General features: G+C 68.3%; 19 protein-coding genes. 12 read left to right on the top strand and 7 right to left on the bottom strand.

Annotation, left to right across the window (positions count from 1 at the left end):
- Positions 1-29: 29 nt before the first annotated feature.
- The 7 genes from AB5J49_RS15680 (at position 30) to AB5J49_RS15650 (ending at position 7,220) form a co-directional block, all read left to right on the top strand.
- Positions 30-827, top strand: coding sequence for an SCO2525 family SAM-dependent methyltransferase (locus tag AB5J49_RS15680; protein WP_369169252.1), 798 nt, complete (start codon positions 30-32; stop codon positions 825-827).
- A gap of 71 nt (positions 828-898) precedes the next feature.
- Positions 899-2,749, top strand: a complete 1,851-nt coding sequence (locus AB5J49_RS15675; RefSeq protein ID WP_369169251.1) for an SCO2524 family protein — start codon at positions 899-901, stop codon at positions 2,747-2,749.
- Between the two features lie 3 nt (positions 2,750-2,752).
- On the top strand, positions 2,753-3,670 hold the full coding sequence (locus AB5J49_RS15670) for an SCO2523 family variant P-loop protein (protein WP_369169250.1): 918 nt from the start codon (positions 2,753-2,755) through the stop codon (positions 3,668-3,670).
- Positions 3,667-4,647, top strand: a complete 981-nt coding sequence (locus AB5J49_RS15665) for an SCO2522 family protein (RefSeq protein ID WP_369169249.1) — start codon at positions 3,667-3,669, stop codon at positions 4,645-4,647. Before AB5J49_RS15670 ends, AB5J49_RS15665 begins: the two co-directional genes overlap by 4 nt.
- A gap of 1 nt (position 4,648) precedes the next feature.
- Positions 4,649-5,620: an SCO2521 family protein gene (locus AB5J49_RS15660; protein ID WP_369169248.1), complete on the top strand. Its 972-nt coding sequence runs from the start codon at positions 4,649-4,651 to the stop codon at positions 5,618-5,620.
- Between the two features lie 101 nt (positions 5,621-5,721).
- Entirely contained in the window at positions 5,722-6,624 is a 903-nt protein-coding gene (locus AB5J49_RS15655) for a DUF6879 family protein (protein ID WP_369169247.1), read from the top strand.
- Positions 6,625-6,629: 5 nt separating this feature from the next.
- Positions 6,630-7,220, top strand: coding sequence for a DUF6879 family protein (locus AB5J49_RS15650; RefSeq protein ID WP_369169246.1), 591 nt, complete (start codon positions 6,630-6,632; stop codon positions 7,218-7,220).
- On the opposite strand, the gene AB5J49_RS15645 is transcribed toward AB5J49_RS15650, so the two are convergent.
- On the bottom strand, positions 7,206-7,493 hold the full coding sequence (locus AB5J49_RS15645; RefSeq protein WP_369169245.1) for a DUF397 domain-containing protein: 288 nt from the start codon (positions 7,491-7,493) through the stop codon (positions 7,206-7,208). The two genes, AB5J49_RS15650 and AB5J49_RS15645, sit on opposite strands and share 15 nt — an antisense overlap.
- Positions 7,475-8,308, bottom strand: coding sequence for a Scr1 family TA system antitoxin-like transcriptional regulator (locus tag AB5J49_RS15640; RefSeq protein WP_369169244.1), 834 nt, complete (start codon positions 8,306-8,308; stop codon positions 7,475-7,477). The genes AB5J49_RS15645 and AB5J49_RS15640 overlap by 19 nt, the downstream gene beginning before the upstream one ends.
- A 114-nt stretch (positions 8,309-8,422) precedes the next feature.
- Between AB5J49_RS15640 and AB5J49_RS15635 the strand changes: the two genes are divergently transcribed.
- The 5 genes from AB5J49_RS15635 (at position 8,423) to AB5J49_RS15615 (ending at position 11,228) form a co-directional block, all read left to right on the top strand.
- Positions 8,423-8,629, top strand: a complete 207-nt coding sequence (locus tag AB5J49_RS15635) for a hypothetical protein (protein ID WP_369169243.1) — start codon at positions 8,423-8,425, stop codon at positions 8,627-8,629.
- Entirely contained in the window at positions 8,626-8,841 is a 216-nt protein-coding gene (locus tag AB5J49_RS15630) for a hypothetical protein (RefSeq protein WP_369169242.1), read from the top strand. Before AB5J49_RS15635 ends, AB5J49_RS15630 begins: the two co-directional genes overlap by 4 nt.
- Before the next feature lie 30 nt (positions 8,842-8,871).
- Entirely contained in the window at positions 8,872-9,492 is a 621-nt protein-coding gene (locus AB5J49_RS15625) for a DUF1266 domain-containing protein (protein ID WP_369169241.1), read from the top strand.
- A 127-nt stretch (positions 9,493-9,619) separates the two neighbouring features.
- Positions 9,620-10,366, top strand: a complete 747-nt coding sequence (gene recO, locus AB5J49_RS15620) for a DNA repair protein RecO (protein ID WP_369169240.1) — start codon at positions 9,620-9,622, stop codon at positions 10,364-10,366.
- Between the two features lie 22 nt (positions 10,367-10,388).
- On the top strand, positions 10,389-11,228 hold the full coding sequence (locus AB5J49_RS15615; protein WP_369169239.1) for an isoprenyl transferase: 840 nt from the start codon (positions 10,389-10,391) through the stop codon (positions 11,226-11,228).
- Between the two features lie 75 nt (positions 11,229-11,303).
- Here AB5J49_RS15615 and AB5J49_RS15610 read toward each other — a convergent pair whose 3' ends face one another.
- From AB5J49_RS15610 to AB5J49_RS15590, 5 genes are all read right to left on the bottom strand, one after another.
- Positions 11,304-11,696 carry a hypothetical protein gene (locus AB5J49_RS15610; protein ID WP_369169238.1) on the bottom strand — a complete coding sequence of 131 codons (393 nt, stop codon included), beginning with the start codon at positions 11,694-11,696 and terminating at the stop codon, positions 11,304-11,306.
- A 112-nt stretch (positions 11,697-11,808) separates the two neighbouring features.
- Positions 11,809-12,225: a Fur family transcriptional regulator gene (locus AB5J49_RS15605; protein WP_369169237.1), complete on the bottom strand. Its 417-nt coding sequence runs from the start codon at positions 12,223-12,225 to the stop codon at positions 11,809-11,811.
- A 61-nt stretch (positions 12,226-12,286) separates the two neighbouring features.
- Positions 12,287-13,189: a metal ABC transporter permease gene (locus tag AB5J49_RS15600; RefSeq protein ID WP_369169236.1), complete on the bottom strand. Its 903-nt coding sequence runs from the start codon at positions 13,187-13,189 to the stop codon at positions 12,287-12,289.
- Positions 13,189-13,974, bottom strand: coding sequence for a metal ABC transporter ATP-binding protein (locus AB5J49_RS15595; RefSeq protein ID WP_369175145.1), 786 nt, complete (start codon positions 13,972-13,974; stop codon positions 13,189-13,191). The genes AB5J49_RS15600 and AB5J49_RS15595 overlap by 1 nt, the downstream gene beginning before the upstream one ends.
- A complete protein-coding gene (locus tag AB5J49_RS15590; RefSeq protein WP_369169235.1) occupies positions 13,974-14,936 on the bottom strand; it encodes a metal ABC transporter substrate-binding protein in 963 nt (320 codons plus the stop codon). Before AB5J49_RS15590 ends, AB5J49_RS15595 begins: the two co-directional genes overlap by 1 nt.
- Positions 14,937-15,000 lie beyond the last annotated feature (64 nt).

Below are 15,000 nucleotides of genomic sequence, written 5' to 3'. Positions count from 1 at the left end.
ATGCGCCTGCTTTTGGTACCGTTGGTGGAATGACCCAGAGATCGTCGGGGGGCGTCCAGGTGAAGAATGCCGATGTGCCATGGGACGAGGCATTCGACTCGATCGCCTACCTTGATCACAATTACCGCGACTTACAGGAAGAGGACGCGGAGATCCTGCAGATCATCCGGGATCATTTCGGCGATCATTTTCAGAAGCAGGGCATCGGGCCGGTTTCCGGCATCGATGTGGGCGCCGGCGTCAATCTCTATCCCGCACTGGCCATGCTGCCGTGGTGCGACGAGATCACCCTCTTCGAGCGCTCCTCCTCGAACGTGGAGTACCTGGACGACCAGGTCGACTCCTACGGGGAGAACTGGGACAAGTTCTGGAGCGCCCTGTGCCGGAAGAAGTCCTACCGCTCCCTTGACGTGGACCCGCGTGAGAAGTTCCGCAAGGTCGTCAAGGTCGAGCAGGGTGACATCTTCGAACTCAAGCGGTACGAGGGGCGTTGGTCCGTGGGGACCATGTTCTTCGTCGCCGAGTCGATGACGACCTCCCCCGGCGAGTTCGCGCTGGGTGTGGAGCGCTTCATGCGCTGCCTGGCCCCCGGTGCCCCGTTCGCCGCCGCTTTCATGGCGCATTCACAGGGTTATCACGCGGGTAAGCATTTCTTCCCCGCCTGTGACGTGGGAGAGTCTGACGTGTACGCGAGCCTGGAGCGGTTTGCGAGGGACTTCAAAGTCAGGCCGCTCAAATCCTCGGCGCGGGTACGCGAGGGGTACAAGGGCATGATTGTCGCCCACGGTTGGCGCCGTAATTCGGATGTGGACATTCCGGTCAGCTGATCGGCGAATCTTCACAAGAGAAAAGTGAATTGCTCAACTGATGGCAGGGCGGCCTGTGTGAGGGGCATGGGATGCAGATCAAGCCACGCCAGCATCTGCTGGACATCTGGCAGGCGATCGCTCGCCACTCTTTCGACGGGGGAGAGTGGGACTGGGGCGAATGGGGCGGAGTGAGCAGTGTTGCCGACGCAGAGCGGCTCCTCTGCCTGCTGTACCCCGCCACTGAGATCCCCGCGTTCCGGCTGGACGACCCGGACACCACCCAGGACGACGTCCAGCAGGCCCTGAAGAAGGCCGGCGGGAGGCTGGACCTCCCGGCCAACATCGTCACGGCCGCGGCCGAGTTCATGCAGACCCACACCGGCGAGGACAAGCGGCCCACGTTCGCCGGGGGTTACTACTTCGGCGCCCGGGACAAGACCAAGGAACTCACCGAGGAGCAGCGCCGACTCGGCGTGGTCGACTCGTTCTCCATGTCGATCACCCTGTGCCTCGCCACGCTCGGCTTCCTCAAGGTCTACGAGACCAGGACCCGGCGCAGCGACATCAAGGAGACGATCGCCGAACTGCGCCAGGCCACCAGCAACCGGCTCACCGCCGCCATGGTCAGCCTGCTGCGCTCCTTCATCGTCAACGTCTTCGACACCGACTCCTCCCAGGGCCGTACCCTCGGCGAACTCCTGGGCCAGGGGCGGCTGTCGCAGCGGCAGGTGCTGAACAAGTTCCAGACTCGCTTCCGTCCGCTGCGCGCGGCGATCAACGAGAGCGTGTTCCTCGGTATCGACGTCCAGGAAGGCCTCAAGGACGAGAACCAGCTCTTCGAGTGCGGCTGGGCCTGGAGCATGGTCAAGGGCGCTCCCGAGGTCGAGACCAGTGAACCCATCGGGCCGCAGCCCGAGGGCGTCGCCAGCGCGGTGCCGTATCTCTATTTCACCGTGGTCGCGCTCGACGGTATCCAGGACCTGTTCTCCGAGCGGACCCTCACCCTGGGCCTGCTCAACACCGAACAGCAGAAGCTCGCCGAGGCGCTCCGGCTGCGCTGGGAGCTCACCCAGCAGTACTGGTCCCGCATCGCCCGCTTCAACGACGACCGCTGGCCCCTGGAGGACATTCCCTGGCGTACGACGGGACAGAAGCTGGAGTCCGAGTACTTCTCCCTCTCCGTCGCCGCCATCCTCGTGCACGACCTGATGCGCCGCCGCGCCACCGACGACGACCTGACCCGCACCGTCGGCGTCATGGAACGCCTCGCCGAACGCGGCCGCATCACCAGCCGGATGACCCGCGAGGACCCCATGGTCCACCAGCTGCACAACGTGGGCGTCGCCCTGCCGTTGCAGGGCAGCGAGCGGATCGGCCCGCCCATGACGTGGTCCATGACCGACTTCTCGGCACAGCTGCTGAAGCGGACCGTCCAGCTGTGCACGCTGTCGCGCAACCTCGCCTCGCACGACCGGCTGCTCAGACTCGCCGAGGACATCTTCGACCACATGTGGCGGCGCCGTATCCGCGACGGCGAGGGCGTCGGCCTGTGGGACAACATCCACGCCGCCTATCCCGACGCGGAGATCCACAAGCGCCGCGTGCCGGTGTCGTGGAGCATCACCGAGCGGGTCACCGAGGTCATGGTCCAGGCCCACGAGATGTACCGCCAGCCACCGATCCGCAGCCTCGAACTCACCGAGCTGGCAAGGGCGTTGCTCAGCGAGTCCGCCCACCTCCTGGGCAACGAACAGATGGAACCCGCGCCCACGGACGCCGGCCGGCACGGAATGGAACTCAGGAACATCGAGGTCAAGTTGCGCCGAGCCCGCAGCCTCGTGGACGAACAGCCGGGTACGGCCTACGCGTTGACGCTCGACGTGCTGGGACAGCTCGACTCGCTCGCCCGGGCCCGCGAAGCCGCGGACCGGGGAGTGTGAACCGTGCTGATCTTCGCCGCCTCCGACAAGGGAGGCACGGGCCGCTCCGTCACCAGTGCCAACCTCGCCTACCACCGGGCGCTGGCCGGGGACGACGTCTGCTACCTGGACTTCGACTTCGGCTCGCCCACCGCGGTGGCCGTCTTCGACGTGGCCGACGCCCGTGAGGCCGCCGAGGACCGCGGCCTGCACGCCTACCTGATAGGCGAAGTCAGCGAGCCGGAACGGATCGACGTCTGGGCCAAGACCGAACACCAGGTGCTGCGCGACCCGCCGCCCGGCTGCGGCCGGCTGGTGCTGATGCCCGGCGACGTCAGCGGCGGCGAGTTCGCCACCACCGACGACAACCTGCGCCGGTGCGTCGACCTGCTGATGAAGCTGTACCACGAGTTCGACCTGGTCATCGTCGACCTCAGCGCCGGCCGCTCCTACGCCGTCGACATGGCCCTGGAGGCCACCGCACAGCCCGAGATGAGCGGGCTCACGGCCCGCTGGCTGGTCTTCCACCGCTGGACCCGCCAGCATGTGGCGGCCGCCGCGAGCCTGGTCTTCGGCAGGCGCGGCATCGTCGCCGGCGGCGTCCACCGAGGCCACGACGAGGAGGCGCTGCGGGGCGCCATCCGCTTCGTACGGGCCGCCGTCCCCGACCCCGAGTCGCCGCTGTGGTCCCAGGTCTCGCCCACTCAGTCGGCGTGGATGCGCAAGACCGACGGCGACCTCAAGCAGCTCGCCTCCACCGCCGGTATCGGCTACAGCCAGGTCCTCGGCTCGGTGCCCCTCGAACCGGTTCTGCAGTGGCGCGAGCAGCTCATCACCGACGAGGACGTGCTCGACAGCCAGATCGCCAACCAGGAGACCTGGCAGGCGCTGAGCCGGCTGGCCGCACGGCTGACCGACGACAAGTGCTGGGAGGAGGCATGACCGAAGCCGTCTTCCGGGAGACCACCGCCGAGCCCGTCACCAAGTCCGTGCCGCTGTCCCATCTCTCCCTGGAGCTGGGCCACCTCTACATGGAGGACTTCGAGGCCGGGCCCGACCGGCTGCGCGAGCACTTCGCCGAGGTACGGATCTGGGTGGACGCCGTGCGCGCCTCCGCCGCCCGCCGCAGCAAGCGGCCGCGCATCAGCACCTGCTTCCTGATCGACGACTACTTCAGTCGCTTCTCCACCCCGGCCGAGCTGATCCCGATGGTGCTGAAGGAGGCCGAGAGGGCCGGCCTCGCCATCGACTACCTCGCCCGCGAGTCGGCCTGCGCGGTCGCCGACCGTATCGAGCTCGCGGAATCGGTCATGCACCGCCTCGTCGAGTCCCCGCCGCCGGGCAGCTACGGCTCCCGTCCGCCCGTCAGCCAGACCGGCTGGCTCGCCAACGGCCAGCGCACGCCCTCGATGTCCCGCAGCGCCCTGGGCGAGGTCAAGGGCTGGGAGCCGCCCCAGGAGACCGCGGCCCGCAACCACTCCGTCTTCATGGACGTCGAGCTGTGGTCCGAGAAGGACGGCCGGCGGCTGTGGTCCTGCCCTTTCCTGGCCGCCGTATGGCAACTGGCCCGGCTGGGGCTGTTACGGCACCTCGGTGAGCCCGTGCTGGAGCCGCAGGAATGGAAGAGCGAGGAGTTCCCGCACGACTGGGACCGGCTGCCGCCGCTGATCAAGCTCACCGACACGACAGCGGCCTTCAGCGCGTACCGCACCTGCACGCTGTTGCCGAACCGGTTCCTCGCCGTCGAGGACGCCGTCCGGCTCATACTGGACCAGACAGACGTCGACGCCGGGGCTCTGCAGCAGGTCGCCGACCGGTCCGGCGGTGAGGGAATAGCGGTACCGGCCCCCGTCGCACAGCGCGCCACATACGTCTTCTACGAGGAGCCCGGCGACTCCTCCGAGGCCGAGGGGACCTGAGATGACGGCGGCCCTGGGACAGTCGGCGCGTTCGGTCCTCGCCTGCGGCGAGGTGCGTACCTGTCTGTTGCCGTCCTTCCAGGCGCTGGACGGCCGGGCCGCCGCCCAGCTGCTCAGGCTGCGCGCCGACGAACACGTCCGCGTCTCCGAGCGGCCCACCATGTACGCCCTGTCCCCCGAGGTGCTGACCGGGGTGGACTGCCGGCTGCCCACCTCCAACGGCAGCAAGGTCCGGGCCGTCGGTACGGTCGTCGCCCGCGTGGCGCTGACCGAGGGCCGCCTGTTGCAGTCGACGGCGTACTTCAGCGCCCCGGCCGCCGGCCCCGACATCCGGCGCCCCTGGGGGCAGTACCTCGTCCGGCCGGGCCTGGTCGAGCCGTTCGGCAAGCTGCCCCAACAGGCTACGGCTGAGGGCGTGTTGCGTGGTGCCGGGCGCGGCGAGCTCGACCTCGGGACGATCGCCGAGGGCCTGCTGACCCAGCTCCGCCGCCACGCGCTGCTCGACCGCAGGGTGCCCTTCAAGTCCCGTCCCACGCACCTGCGTTGGGTCGCCCGGCGGCAGCCCGAGGGGGAGCGCGCGGCCCTGACGAACTTCACCGTGGCCGAGGGCGGGCTGCGGACCATGGAGTTACGGCTGCCACAGGACGTCCCGGCCGCCACCGCGGCCGGGCTGTGTGAGGATCTGGCCCTGCACGACTGGCTTTTGACGACAGTTCAGCAGATGCTGGACAACAGCCGGATCGGCGCGGCGGACGGGCCCTCGGTCGTCGAGGCGCTGCATCCGATCGTGGTGCATCTACTGCATCTGTGGATGCCGCGCGCACACGTGGACCCCGCGCTGGGTCACCTGTGGGACGTGCTGGAAGAGAAACCGGGGTTCTCCCGTCAGTGGGAGAAACTCAGCCGGCGCATCAGAGACCGACTGGCCCTTCAGGCCGTGACGATGCCGCACCAGGCGCTCAGCCCGCGCTGAGGGGCGGAACCCAACAACATAAAGACGGGGGACAGGACATGAGTGGAGCGCCATTAGGAGCAGGGAACAACGGAGGTCACGGACCGCGCCCGGAGCCGCGCATGCCCAAGATGTTCTGGCGGATCGTGATCACCGCCTCGGCGGCGGGCGGCGCCTTCCTGCTGACCAGCATCCTGGACCAGGACGACGGGGACATCTGGCAGTGGGTGGCGTCCATCGTCATCGGCAGCGCGGCGCTGATCGTGCAGTACCTGCTCGACTTCGGGGAGCGGTTCGAGAAGGTCGACACGCGTTTCAACGAGATCCTCGCCGCGACGACGCTGTTCAGCCAGGTCGACGGTTCGGTGCTGCGCTCCGACGAGGTGACCCGGCTGGTCCTCGGGTACACCAAGGTCCGTGAGCGGGGCGGCGACATCGTGCAGGCCTTCGCCGAAAAGGAGCTGGGCCGCCTCGCCAAGACGATGGAAGGGCTCGGCAGCGGCAGCGCGGACTGCCCCGGCGAGAACAACGAGTGGCTGATCGACATCACCGACTGCGTCAAGATGACCCTCGACGCCACCAGCACCTCGGTGGACCGGGAGTTCTGGACCAACGGGTCCGCCGAGCGGTATCTCGCCGCGCAGGAGAAGGCGATCAAGAGGCGGGGCGTGGAGATCCGGCGCCTGTTCGTCGTGCGGGACACGGACGAGGTCACGCCGGAGCTCAGAGCACTCTGCGAGCGCCACCGCAGGCGTGGCATCGAAGCGCGCATAGCGGTGCGCTCACTGATGGAGTCGAGCCCCAAGGTGGACGACTTCATCGTCTTCGACGGCGAACTCTGCTTCGAGACCAAGCCGGACCAGGAGTCCAACCCGGACCGTACCTGGCTGAGCGCCGAGCCGGACCACATCGAGGACCGCATCAGCCAGTTCTCCGAGCTGTGGGCGGCAACGGAGCCGGACCCGGAGCCCGAGCCGGCCGCCGAGCCGCAGCCGGGGGTGGCACCCACGGCGGCGTCCGGCTGAGCGCCGTGCAGGGGGAGCCACAGGGCGAGGGCATCGTCCGGGAGTTCGCACGGGCCGAGAGCGAGCGGCTGGCCTCAACGATGAGGGCGCTGACGACCTCCGGGACTGCCGACTGGTCGGTTGAGAGCAACGACCCGCTCATCACTCTCACCCGGTGTGCCCGCCAGAGCATCGACGCCACCAGCTGTTTCGTCGACCTGCCCTTCTGGAGGACCACACACGCAGACCAATACCTGCACGCGCAGCACGAGGCGATCCGGCAGCGCGGCGTGAAGGTCAGGCGCTTGTTCATCGTGGAGCGGCCCGAGGACCTCGACGCCGGCCTGGACGGAATCCTCGAGCAGCAGAGGAACGCGGGCATCCAGGCCAGGGTGGTGGTCCTGTCCCAGCTGCTGTTCCACGTCAGAATGGGCGGGACAGCTGACGTCGTCATCTTCGACGGCGAGCTGTGCTTCGAGCTCATCACGGATGTGCAGGGGAGCGACACCACGGTCAGGCTGGATGGCCGTGCGCGGCATGTCACTCAGCGCAGGGCATGGTTCGACGAGCTGTGGGACGCCGGTATGGAGGGTCCGCCGGACCTACGCGGACGCTGAAGCGAAGCGGGCGAACTCCGTCCAGGCGGCGGCACCGATGAGGAGGACGGGGCTGTCCGAGGCGAGTTTGGTGTCTCGGACGGGGACGACTCCGGGGACTCCGTCGGCGACCTCGATGCAGGCCTCCCCGCCGCTGCCGCCGCTGTAGCTGCTCTTGCGCCAGCGGGCGGCGCCGGGGAAGTCGTACGCGACCTCGATGCATTCCTCCCCGCCGCTGCCGCCGCTGTAGCTGCTTTTGCGCCAGCGTGCGTTGCTCAGGTCGTACTCGCGCATCGTCTGTAGTCCTCTGCTGCCGACTCGATCATGGCGAGGGATGCCTCCCGCGACAGCGCGGCGCCCCTGATGAGATCGTAAGACGCCTGGATCCGCTGCACCACAGCCGGTTCGTCCAGAAGGCTTCCCGAACGCACCCCCTCTGTATAGACAGTTGGCGGAGCATCCTCGAACTTCATGAGCATCATCATCTTGCCCATCTCCGGGTGCGCCCCAGCCGCGAACGGCAGTACATGCACCAGAACCTTGCGCTCCCGCATCAGTGCCAAGATGTGGTCCAGCTGACCCGCCATGACCGGCGGGTTGCCGACTGGGATGCGTAGGACCGTCTCGTGCAGGATCACCCAATACACGGGCCGTGTAGCGTCCTTGAGGATCCGAGCCCGGTCCGTGCGCCCCGCGACCAACTCCTCGATGTACTCGTCGGTGGCGAGCGGATTGCTCGCCAGGAAGACCGCCCTCGCGTACTCAGGCGTCTGGAGGAGTCCCGGGATCACCGTCGGCGCGAACTGACAGATCTCCGTCGCCAGCCGCTCAAGCTCCGCCGCATGCGCGAAGTACTCCGTGTACGGCTGCTCCTTGATGAGCTTTCGCCAAAGCCGCTCGAAAATACCGTCGGTTTGCAGGGTCTCATCAATCCGCTGAGCCACATCCAATTGTGGTTTTCGGATCGCCTGTTCGAACTGCCCGATGTAACCACCGGAGACAAATACCCGGGCCCCCAACTCCACCTGAGTGATCCCGGCATCCTCCCGCCGCCGCTTAAGTTCCGCTCCGAAGAACTCCCACGCCGCCAGCCGCGAACCATTGGCCATGGCCAACCCCCTTGCACTTCCCCGCACTTGTAGGGCACAGACTCCTGCCGAGTGTAGGCGTCGCAGGTCACCATGGAGATGAGAAGGGTGAAACCCAAAAAGGAGGGGAGTCACGTGACGGCACGACACTCGGCGCGCTGCGTCGAAGAAGCGGAGGAAGCAGTGAAGGAATTGCGGGCGGTGCTGGAGAAGGCAGGAATTACGCTCCCGACACTCCGGATCGATCCGGCGAGTCTTGCGCGTGAAGCCCCTTGCCCGCTCGTCGAATTGGGCCGCTGTTCCGTGGAGACCGCGCAGCGCCTCGTGGCGGTGCTGCGTTGAAGCCGCCCATCGGGGCGTACGTCGTCGACACTCGTTCGGGGAGAATCGGCATCGTCATGGGTCACGAGGGGCCGTACGTCCAACTCAGACCGTACGGAGGCGGCAAGGAGTGGGACGCCGAGCCGGCGTCCGTACGCACGGCCAGCCCCGCCGAGCGGCTCCGCGCGGCGACCGCGTACGCCAACGCACGCAGCCGGGGTGAGGTTCCTTGACGTAGCGGCGGGCACGTAGGGTGCGGCGGCATGGCTTTGTGGAGATGGAGGAGACGAGGCGCGAAGGCGTCCCGCCGCTACCCCGTGCCGCTCACCGTGCACCAGCTGTGGATGGTGTCGCTGAGCGCGCCGGTGAGCCGGGACCGTGACGCCTCGCGGACCACGTTGTACCCGTTCACGCGCATCGACGACGACAGCGCCCGGCGCTGGCTGGCCGACCAGTGGGAGATCACCTCGCGTGAGCAGCTGGTCGGCCGGCTCGACGATCTGTCCCGCAGCGGCTACCGGGCCCGGGCGTACCGGCTCACCGGCGTCTCGCCGCTCGCCTGGGACGCCGCCCTGTACGTCGACATCGCCCGCCGTGGCTTCGCCGCCGGGCTGATCGGCGAGTCCGACGCCTGGACCGCGCTGAAGAACATCGTGCCGGCGGTGGCGGGGACGTACGGCTCGTGGCGGGAGTACGCCGCTCACTATCTGCTCGGGCGGAAGGTGTGGAGGGACGGGTTGCGGGGCACGGAGGACGCCGGTTCCGCGGCGCCGCAGGCGGCCGCCGACGCGCACCTTCGCTCCCTGCTGGACCCGGCGAATCGTTCCAGCCCATGGAACCTCGCCCCCTGGGACGCCATCAGCCACCCCGACCGCACCCGCTGACTGCGGGGGTACGAGAGAATGACCCCATGAGTCTGTTCCGCGACGACGGCATCGTGCTGCGCACCCAGAGAATGGGCGAGGCGGACCGGATCATGCTGTGCTGCCCCGTGGGCGACGGGGGTGCGCGATGAGTCTGTTCCGGGATGACGGCATCGTGCTGCGGACCCAGAAACTCGGCGAGGCGGACCGGATCATCACGCTGCTCACTCGTGGGCATGGGCGGGTGCGGGCCGTGGCCCGGGGTGTGCGGCGGACCAAGTCGAAGTTCGGGGCGCGGTTGGAACCCTTCTCCCATGTCGACGTGCAGTTCTTCGCGCGGGGGAGCGAGCTGATCGGGCGCGGGCTGCCGCTGTGCACGCAGAGCGAGACCATCGCGCCGTACGGCGGCGGGATCGTCACCGACTACGCGCGGTACACGGCCGGCACGGCCATGCTGGAGACCGCCGAGCGGTTCGCCGATCATGAAGGTGAGCCGGCCGTGCAGCAGTATCTGCTCCTCGTCGGCGCCCTGCGCACCCTCTCCCGCGGCGAGCACGCCCCGCACCTCGTTCTCGACGCCTTCCTGCTGCGGTCACTCGCCGTCAACGGTTACGCCCCGACCTTCAGCGACTGTGCGAAGTGCGGGATGCCGGGACCGAACCGCTTCTTCTCGGTCGCCTCGGGAGGCTCGGTCTGCGTCGACTGCCGGGTGCCCGGTAGCGTCGTACCGTCGCCGCAGACCCTGGAACTGCTCGCCGCGCTGCTTACGGGAGACTGGGAGACCGCGGACGCCTGCGAGCCGCGGTACGTCCGGGAGGGCAGCGGGTTGGTGTCCGCCTATCTGCACTGGCACCTGGAGCGCGGGCTGCGCTCACTTCGGTACGTCGAAAAGTAGAAGCAAGGGAGACGAGAGGCACATGGTCGTACGCGGGATCCTGGGGCGCCAGCGCCGCGAGTACAAGACGCCGCAGCCGCACCCGTCCGGTGCCCGCCCGCCGAAGCTCCCTGGCGAGCTCGTGCCCAACCATGTGGCGATCGTCATGGACGGGAACGGCCGCTGGGCGAAGGAGCGCGGGCTGCCGCGCACCGAGGGGCACAAGGTCGGCGCCGAGTGCGTGCTGGACGTCCTCCAGGGCGCGGTCGAGATGGGCGTGGGGGCGATCTCCCTGTACGCCTTCTCCACCGAGAACTGGAAGCGGTCGCCGGACGAGGTGCGCTTCCTGATGAACTTCAACCGGGACTTCATCCGCAAGACCCGGGACCAGCTCGACGAGCTGGGGATCCGGGTGCGGTGGGTCGGCCGGATGCCCAAGCTGTGGAAGTCGGTCGCCAAGGAGCTCCAGATCGCCCAGGAGCAGACCAAGGGCAACGACAAGCTGACGCTGTACTTCTGCATGAACTACGGCGGGCGGGCCGAGATCGCCGATGCCGCGAAGGCCCTCGCCGCGGACGTGAAGGCCGGGCGGCTGGACCCGTCGAAGGTCAACGAGAAGACCTTCGCCAAGTACATGTACTACCCGGACATGCCGGACGTGGATCTCTTCCTGCGGCCGAGCGGCGAGCAGCGCACCTCCAACTACCTTCTCTGGCAGAGTGCTTACGCCGAGATGGTCTTCCAGGACGTGCTGTGGCCGGACTTCGACCGCCGTGACCTGTGGCGGGCGTGCCTGGAGTTCGCCTCCCGCGACCGGCGGTTCGGCGGGGCGATCCCGAACGAGGAGCTGCTGGCCATGGAAGGCCGCTCCGAGGAGAGCTGACCTCCTGGACGCACGGGAACGGGCCCGCTCCACCGAAGTGGAGCGGGGCCGTTCGCGGTTCTGCTCAGACCGACATCAGTTGTCGTTGAGGAACGTGTAGTCCTTGCACTCGCCGTCGGGAGCGCGGCAGAACTTGAAGCCGATCCTCGTGTTCTCCGGCAGGTCGTACACGCCGCCCATGCTGGCCTTCTTGGTGGCGGTGTTGCCCTCGCCGCCGACGGTGAACGAGTAACGCGGGTTGCCACTCGGGCTGCCGATGTACACGTTCATCGTGACACCGCGGTTGTCGGCGTCGTTGTCCTTGATCGTGACGACGTCACCGTACTCGTTGAAGAAGCCGGTGCCGCTCCAGTCGACGCCAGGCACGTTCCCCCAGGCGTCCCCCGTGTGCATGGTGTGGTCGGCTGCCACCGCGGAGTTGGCGACCCCTATCACGAGCGCGGCGCTCGCTGCGGCCACTCCAGCCATACGTCCCAATTTCAAGTTGTGCCCCCTGTGGTCAATTCCAGCCTCTGCGGGGTGCAGAAACCGCCATGAGTCTATGGCCAAAGGATCACGGAGCGACAACCCGTTCTTCATCTCATGCGCGTGACGCCGCGCACTCCGCACACGTGCCGAAGATCTCCACCGTGTGCGCCACGTTCACATAGCCGTGCTCGGCCGCGATGGCGTCCGCCCACTTCTCCACCGCCGGGCCCTCGACCTCGACGGCCTTGCCGCAGACGCGGCAGACCAGGTGGTGGTGGTGTTCGCCGGTCGAGCAGCGGCGGTACACCGACTCGCCGTCGGACGTACGCAGGACATCGACCTCGCCCGCGTCGGCCAGGGACTGCAGGGTGCGGTAGACCGTGGTGAGCCCGACCGAGTCGCCCTTGTGCTTGAGCATGTCGTGGAGATCCTGCGCACTGCGGAACTCGTCGACCTCGTCAAGGGCCGCCGCCACGGCGGCCCGCTGCCGAGTGGCTCGGCCCTTCACGGGCGGTCCTGCCGTCGTCACCGGATTGCCTCCTCACGTCTGCGCCTTGCCGGGCCATTGTGCCAGCCCGCACTGTCGGCGTTCAGACGCCTACTTTGCCGTCGGTCCCCCGACTGGCCGGAATCGCGCACTCCGCAGGGTCGCCGGAGGGTTGCGCCGCGGCCAGGGCGCGGGACCTGCGGCGGGCCAGCGGGGCCGCCAGTGCCGTCAGTGCGATGAACGCGCCGATGGTCAGCAGCACGATCGTCGCGCCGGGCGGCACGTCCTGGTAGTACGAGGTCACGGTGCCGCCGATCGTCACCGTGACGCCGATGGCGACGGCGATCGCGAACGTCGCCGCGAAGCTGCGGCTCAGCTGCTGGGCCGCCGCCACCGGCACCACCATCAGCGCGCTGACCAGGAGCAGGCCGACCACACGCATCGCGACCGTCACCGTCACCGCCGCCGTGACCGCGGTCAGCAGGTTCAGGGCGCGCACCGGCAGCCCGGTCACCCGGGCGAACTCCTCGTCCTGGCTCACCGCGAACAGCTGGCGGCGCAGGCCGAGCGTGACCAGTACCACGAAGGCCGCGAGCACACAGATCGCCGTCACGTCCGACTCGCTCACGGTCGACAGCGAGCCGAAGAGGTATGACGTCAGGTTCGCGTTCGAGCCTGTCGGCGCGAGGTTGATGAACATCACGCCGCCGGCCATACCGCCGTAGAACAGCATCGCGAGGGCGATGTCGCCGCGCGTCCTGCCGTACCAGCGGATCAGCTCCATCAGCACCGCGCCGACGATCGAGACGATCGTCGCCATCCACACCGGGGACCAGGACAGCAGGAAGCCGAGGCCGACGCCGGTCATCGCGACATGGCCGATTCCGTCGCCCATCAGGGCCTGACGGCGCTGGACGAGGTAGATGCCGATCGCGGGGGCCGTGATGCCGACCAGGACGGCGGCGAGCAGGGCCCGCTGCATGAAGGCGTAGTTCAGGATCTCCATCAGCTCAGCAGTCCCGTCCGGAGGGGTTCGGCGTCGTGAGCCGCGTGCGGGTGGACGTGGTCGTGGCCGGGCAGCGCGTGCTGGCCCACCGCCTTCGGGGGCGGGCCGTCGTGCAGGACACAGCCGTCGCGCAGGACGACCGCCCGGTCGATCAGGGGCTCCAGGGGGCCGAGTTCGTGCAGGACGAGCAGGACGGTCGTACCGGCCGCGACCTGTTCCCTGAGCGTGCGGGCCAGGACCTCCTGGCTGGCCAGGTCGACGCCCGCCATCGGCTCGTCCATGATCAGCAGTTCGGGTTCGGAGGCCAGGGCGCGGGCGATCAGCACGCGCTGGTGCTGGCCGCCGGAGAGGGCGTTCACGGAGTCCTTGGCGCGGTCGGCCATCCCGACCAGCTCCAGGGCGCGCCGTACGGCGGCGTGGTCGGCCTTGCGCAGGACCCCGAAGCGGGTGCGGGACAGGCGGCCCGAGGAGACGATCTCGGTGATCGTGGCCGGGACGCCGCCCGCGGCGGTCGTGCGCTGCGGGACGTACCCCACCCGCGCCCAGTCGCGGAACCGTGCCCGCGCGGTGCCGAACAGCTCGATCTCGCCGGCGGCGACCGGCACCTGGCCGATGATGCTGCGCACGGCGGTCGACTTGCCGGAGCCGTTGGCGCCGAGCAGCGCGACGACCTCACCGCGGTGCACGGTGAGGTCGATGCCGCGCAGGACCGGGCGCGAGCCCAGCTCGGCGTGTACACCGCGCAGCGAAATGACGGGCTCGCTCACGAGGTCCTCCGTAACGATCACTTGGCTCCCAGGGCGGACTGCAGCGCCTTGAGGTTGGACTCCATGACCTGGAAGTAGTCGTCGCCCTTGGACTTGTCCGTGATGCCCTCGAGCGGGTCGAGGACGTCGGTGTCGAGGGTCGCGTCCTTGGCGATGGTCTTCGCGGTCTTGTCGCTGACGAGCGTCTCGTAGAAGACGGTGGTGACGCCGTCGGCCTTGGCCATCTTCTCAAGTTCCCTGACGCGCGCGGCGCTGGGCTCGGACTCGGGGTCGAGGCCGCTGATGGCCTCCTCGGTCAGTCCGTAGCGCTCGGCGAGGTAGCCGAAGGCGGCGTGCGTGGTGATGAAGACCTTGGACTTGGTGTCCTTCAGGCCGGTCTCGTACTGCGTGTTCAGGTCGCCGAGCTTCTTCACCAGGGCCGCGGTGTTCTTCTTGTAGTCGGCCGCGTGGTCCGGGTCGGCCTTCTCGAAGGCCTTGCCGACCCCCTCGGCGACCTCGGCGTACTTCACCGGGTCGAGCCAGATGTGGGGGTCCTTGCCGCCCTCTTCCTCGTGGCCGTGCTCGTCGTCGTGCTCGGCCGCGTGGCCGCCGACCTCGTTGCCGTGCTCCTCCAGGGAGGTCAGGCCGGCCGCGTCGATCTTCGTCTTGAGGCCCGACTGCGCGATGGCCTCGTCGACGGAGGGCTGGAGACCCTTGAGGTAGAGCGCCGCGTCGGACTCCTCGAGCTGCGCCCGCTGCTGGGTGCTGATCTCCAGGTCGTGCGGCTCCTGGCCGGGCTCGGTCAGGGTGGTGACGTTCACATGGCCGCCGCCTATCTGCTCGGCGAGGAAGGCCATCGGGTAGAACGACGCGACGACGTCGAACTTGTCCGTGTTGCCCGCTGCCGCGCTGTCCGTGGAGCAGGCGGAGAGAGTGCCGAGACCGAGGGCGGTCACGGCCGCGAGGGCAACCCCGGATATGTGGTGTCGTCGTACGTTCATGACAGTCATTTTCAGCAAAAGTGGAAACCATTGTCAACAAGCGTGAGCGGCCGTCCACAGAGCG

The organism is Streptomyces sp. R28 (assembly GCF_041052385.1).
Classification (GTDB): Bacteria; Actinomycetota; Actinomycetes; order Streptomycetales; family Streptomycetaceae; genus Streptomyces.
This window is presented reverse-complemented; position numbering and strand designations above follow the sequence as displayed.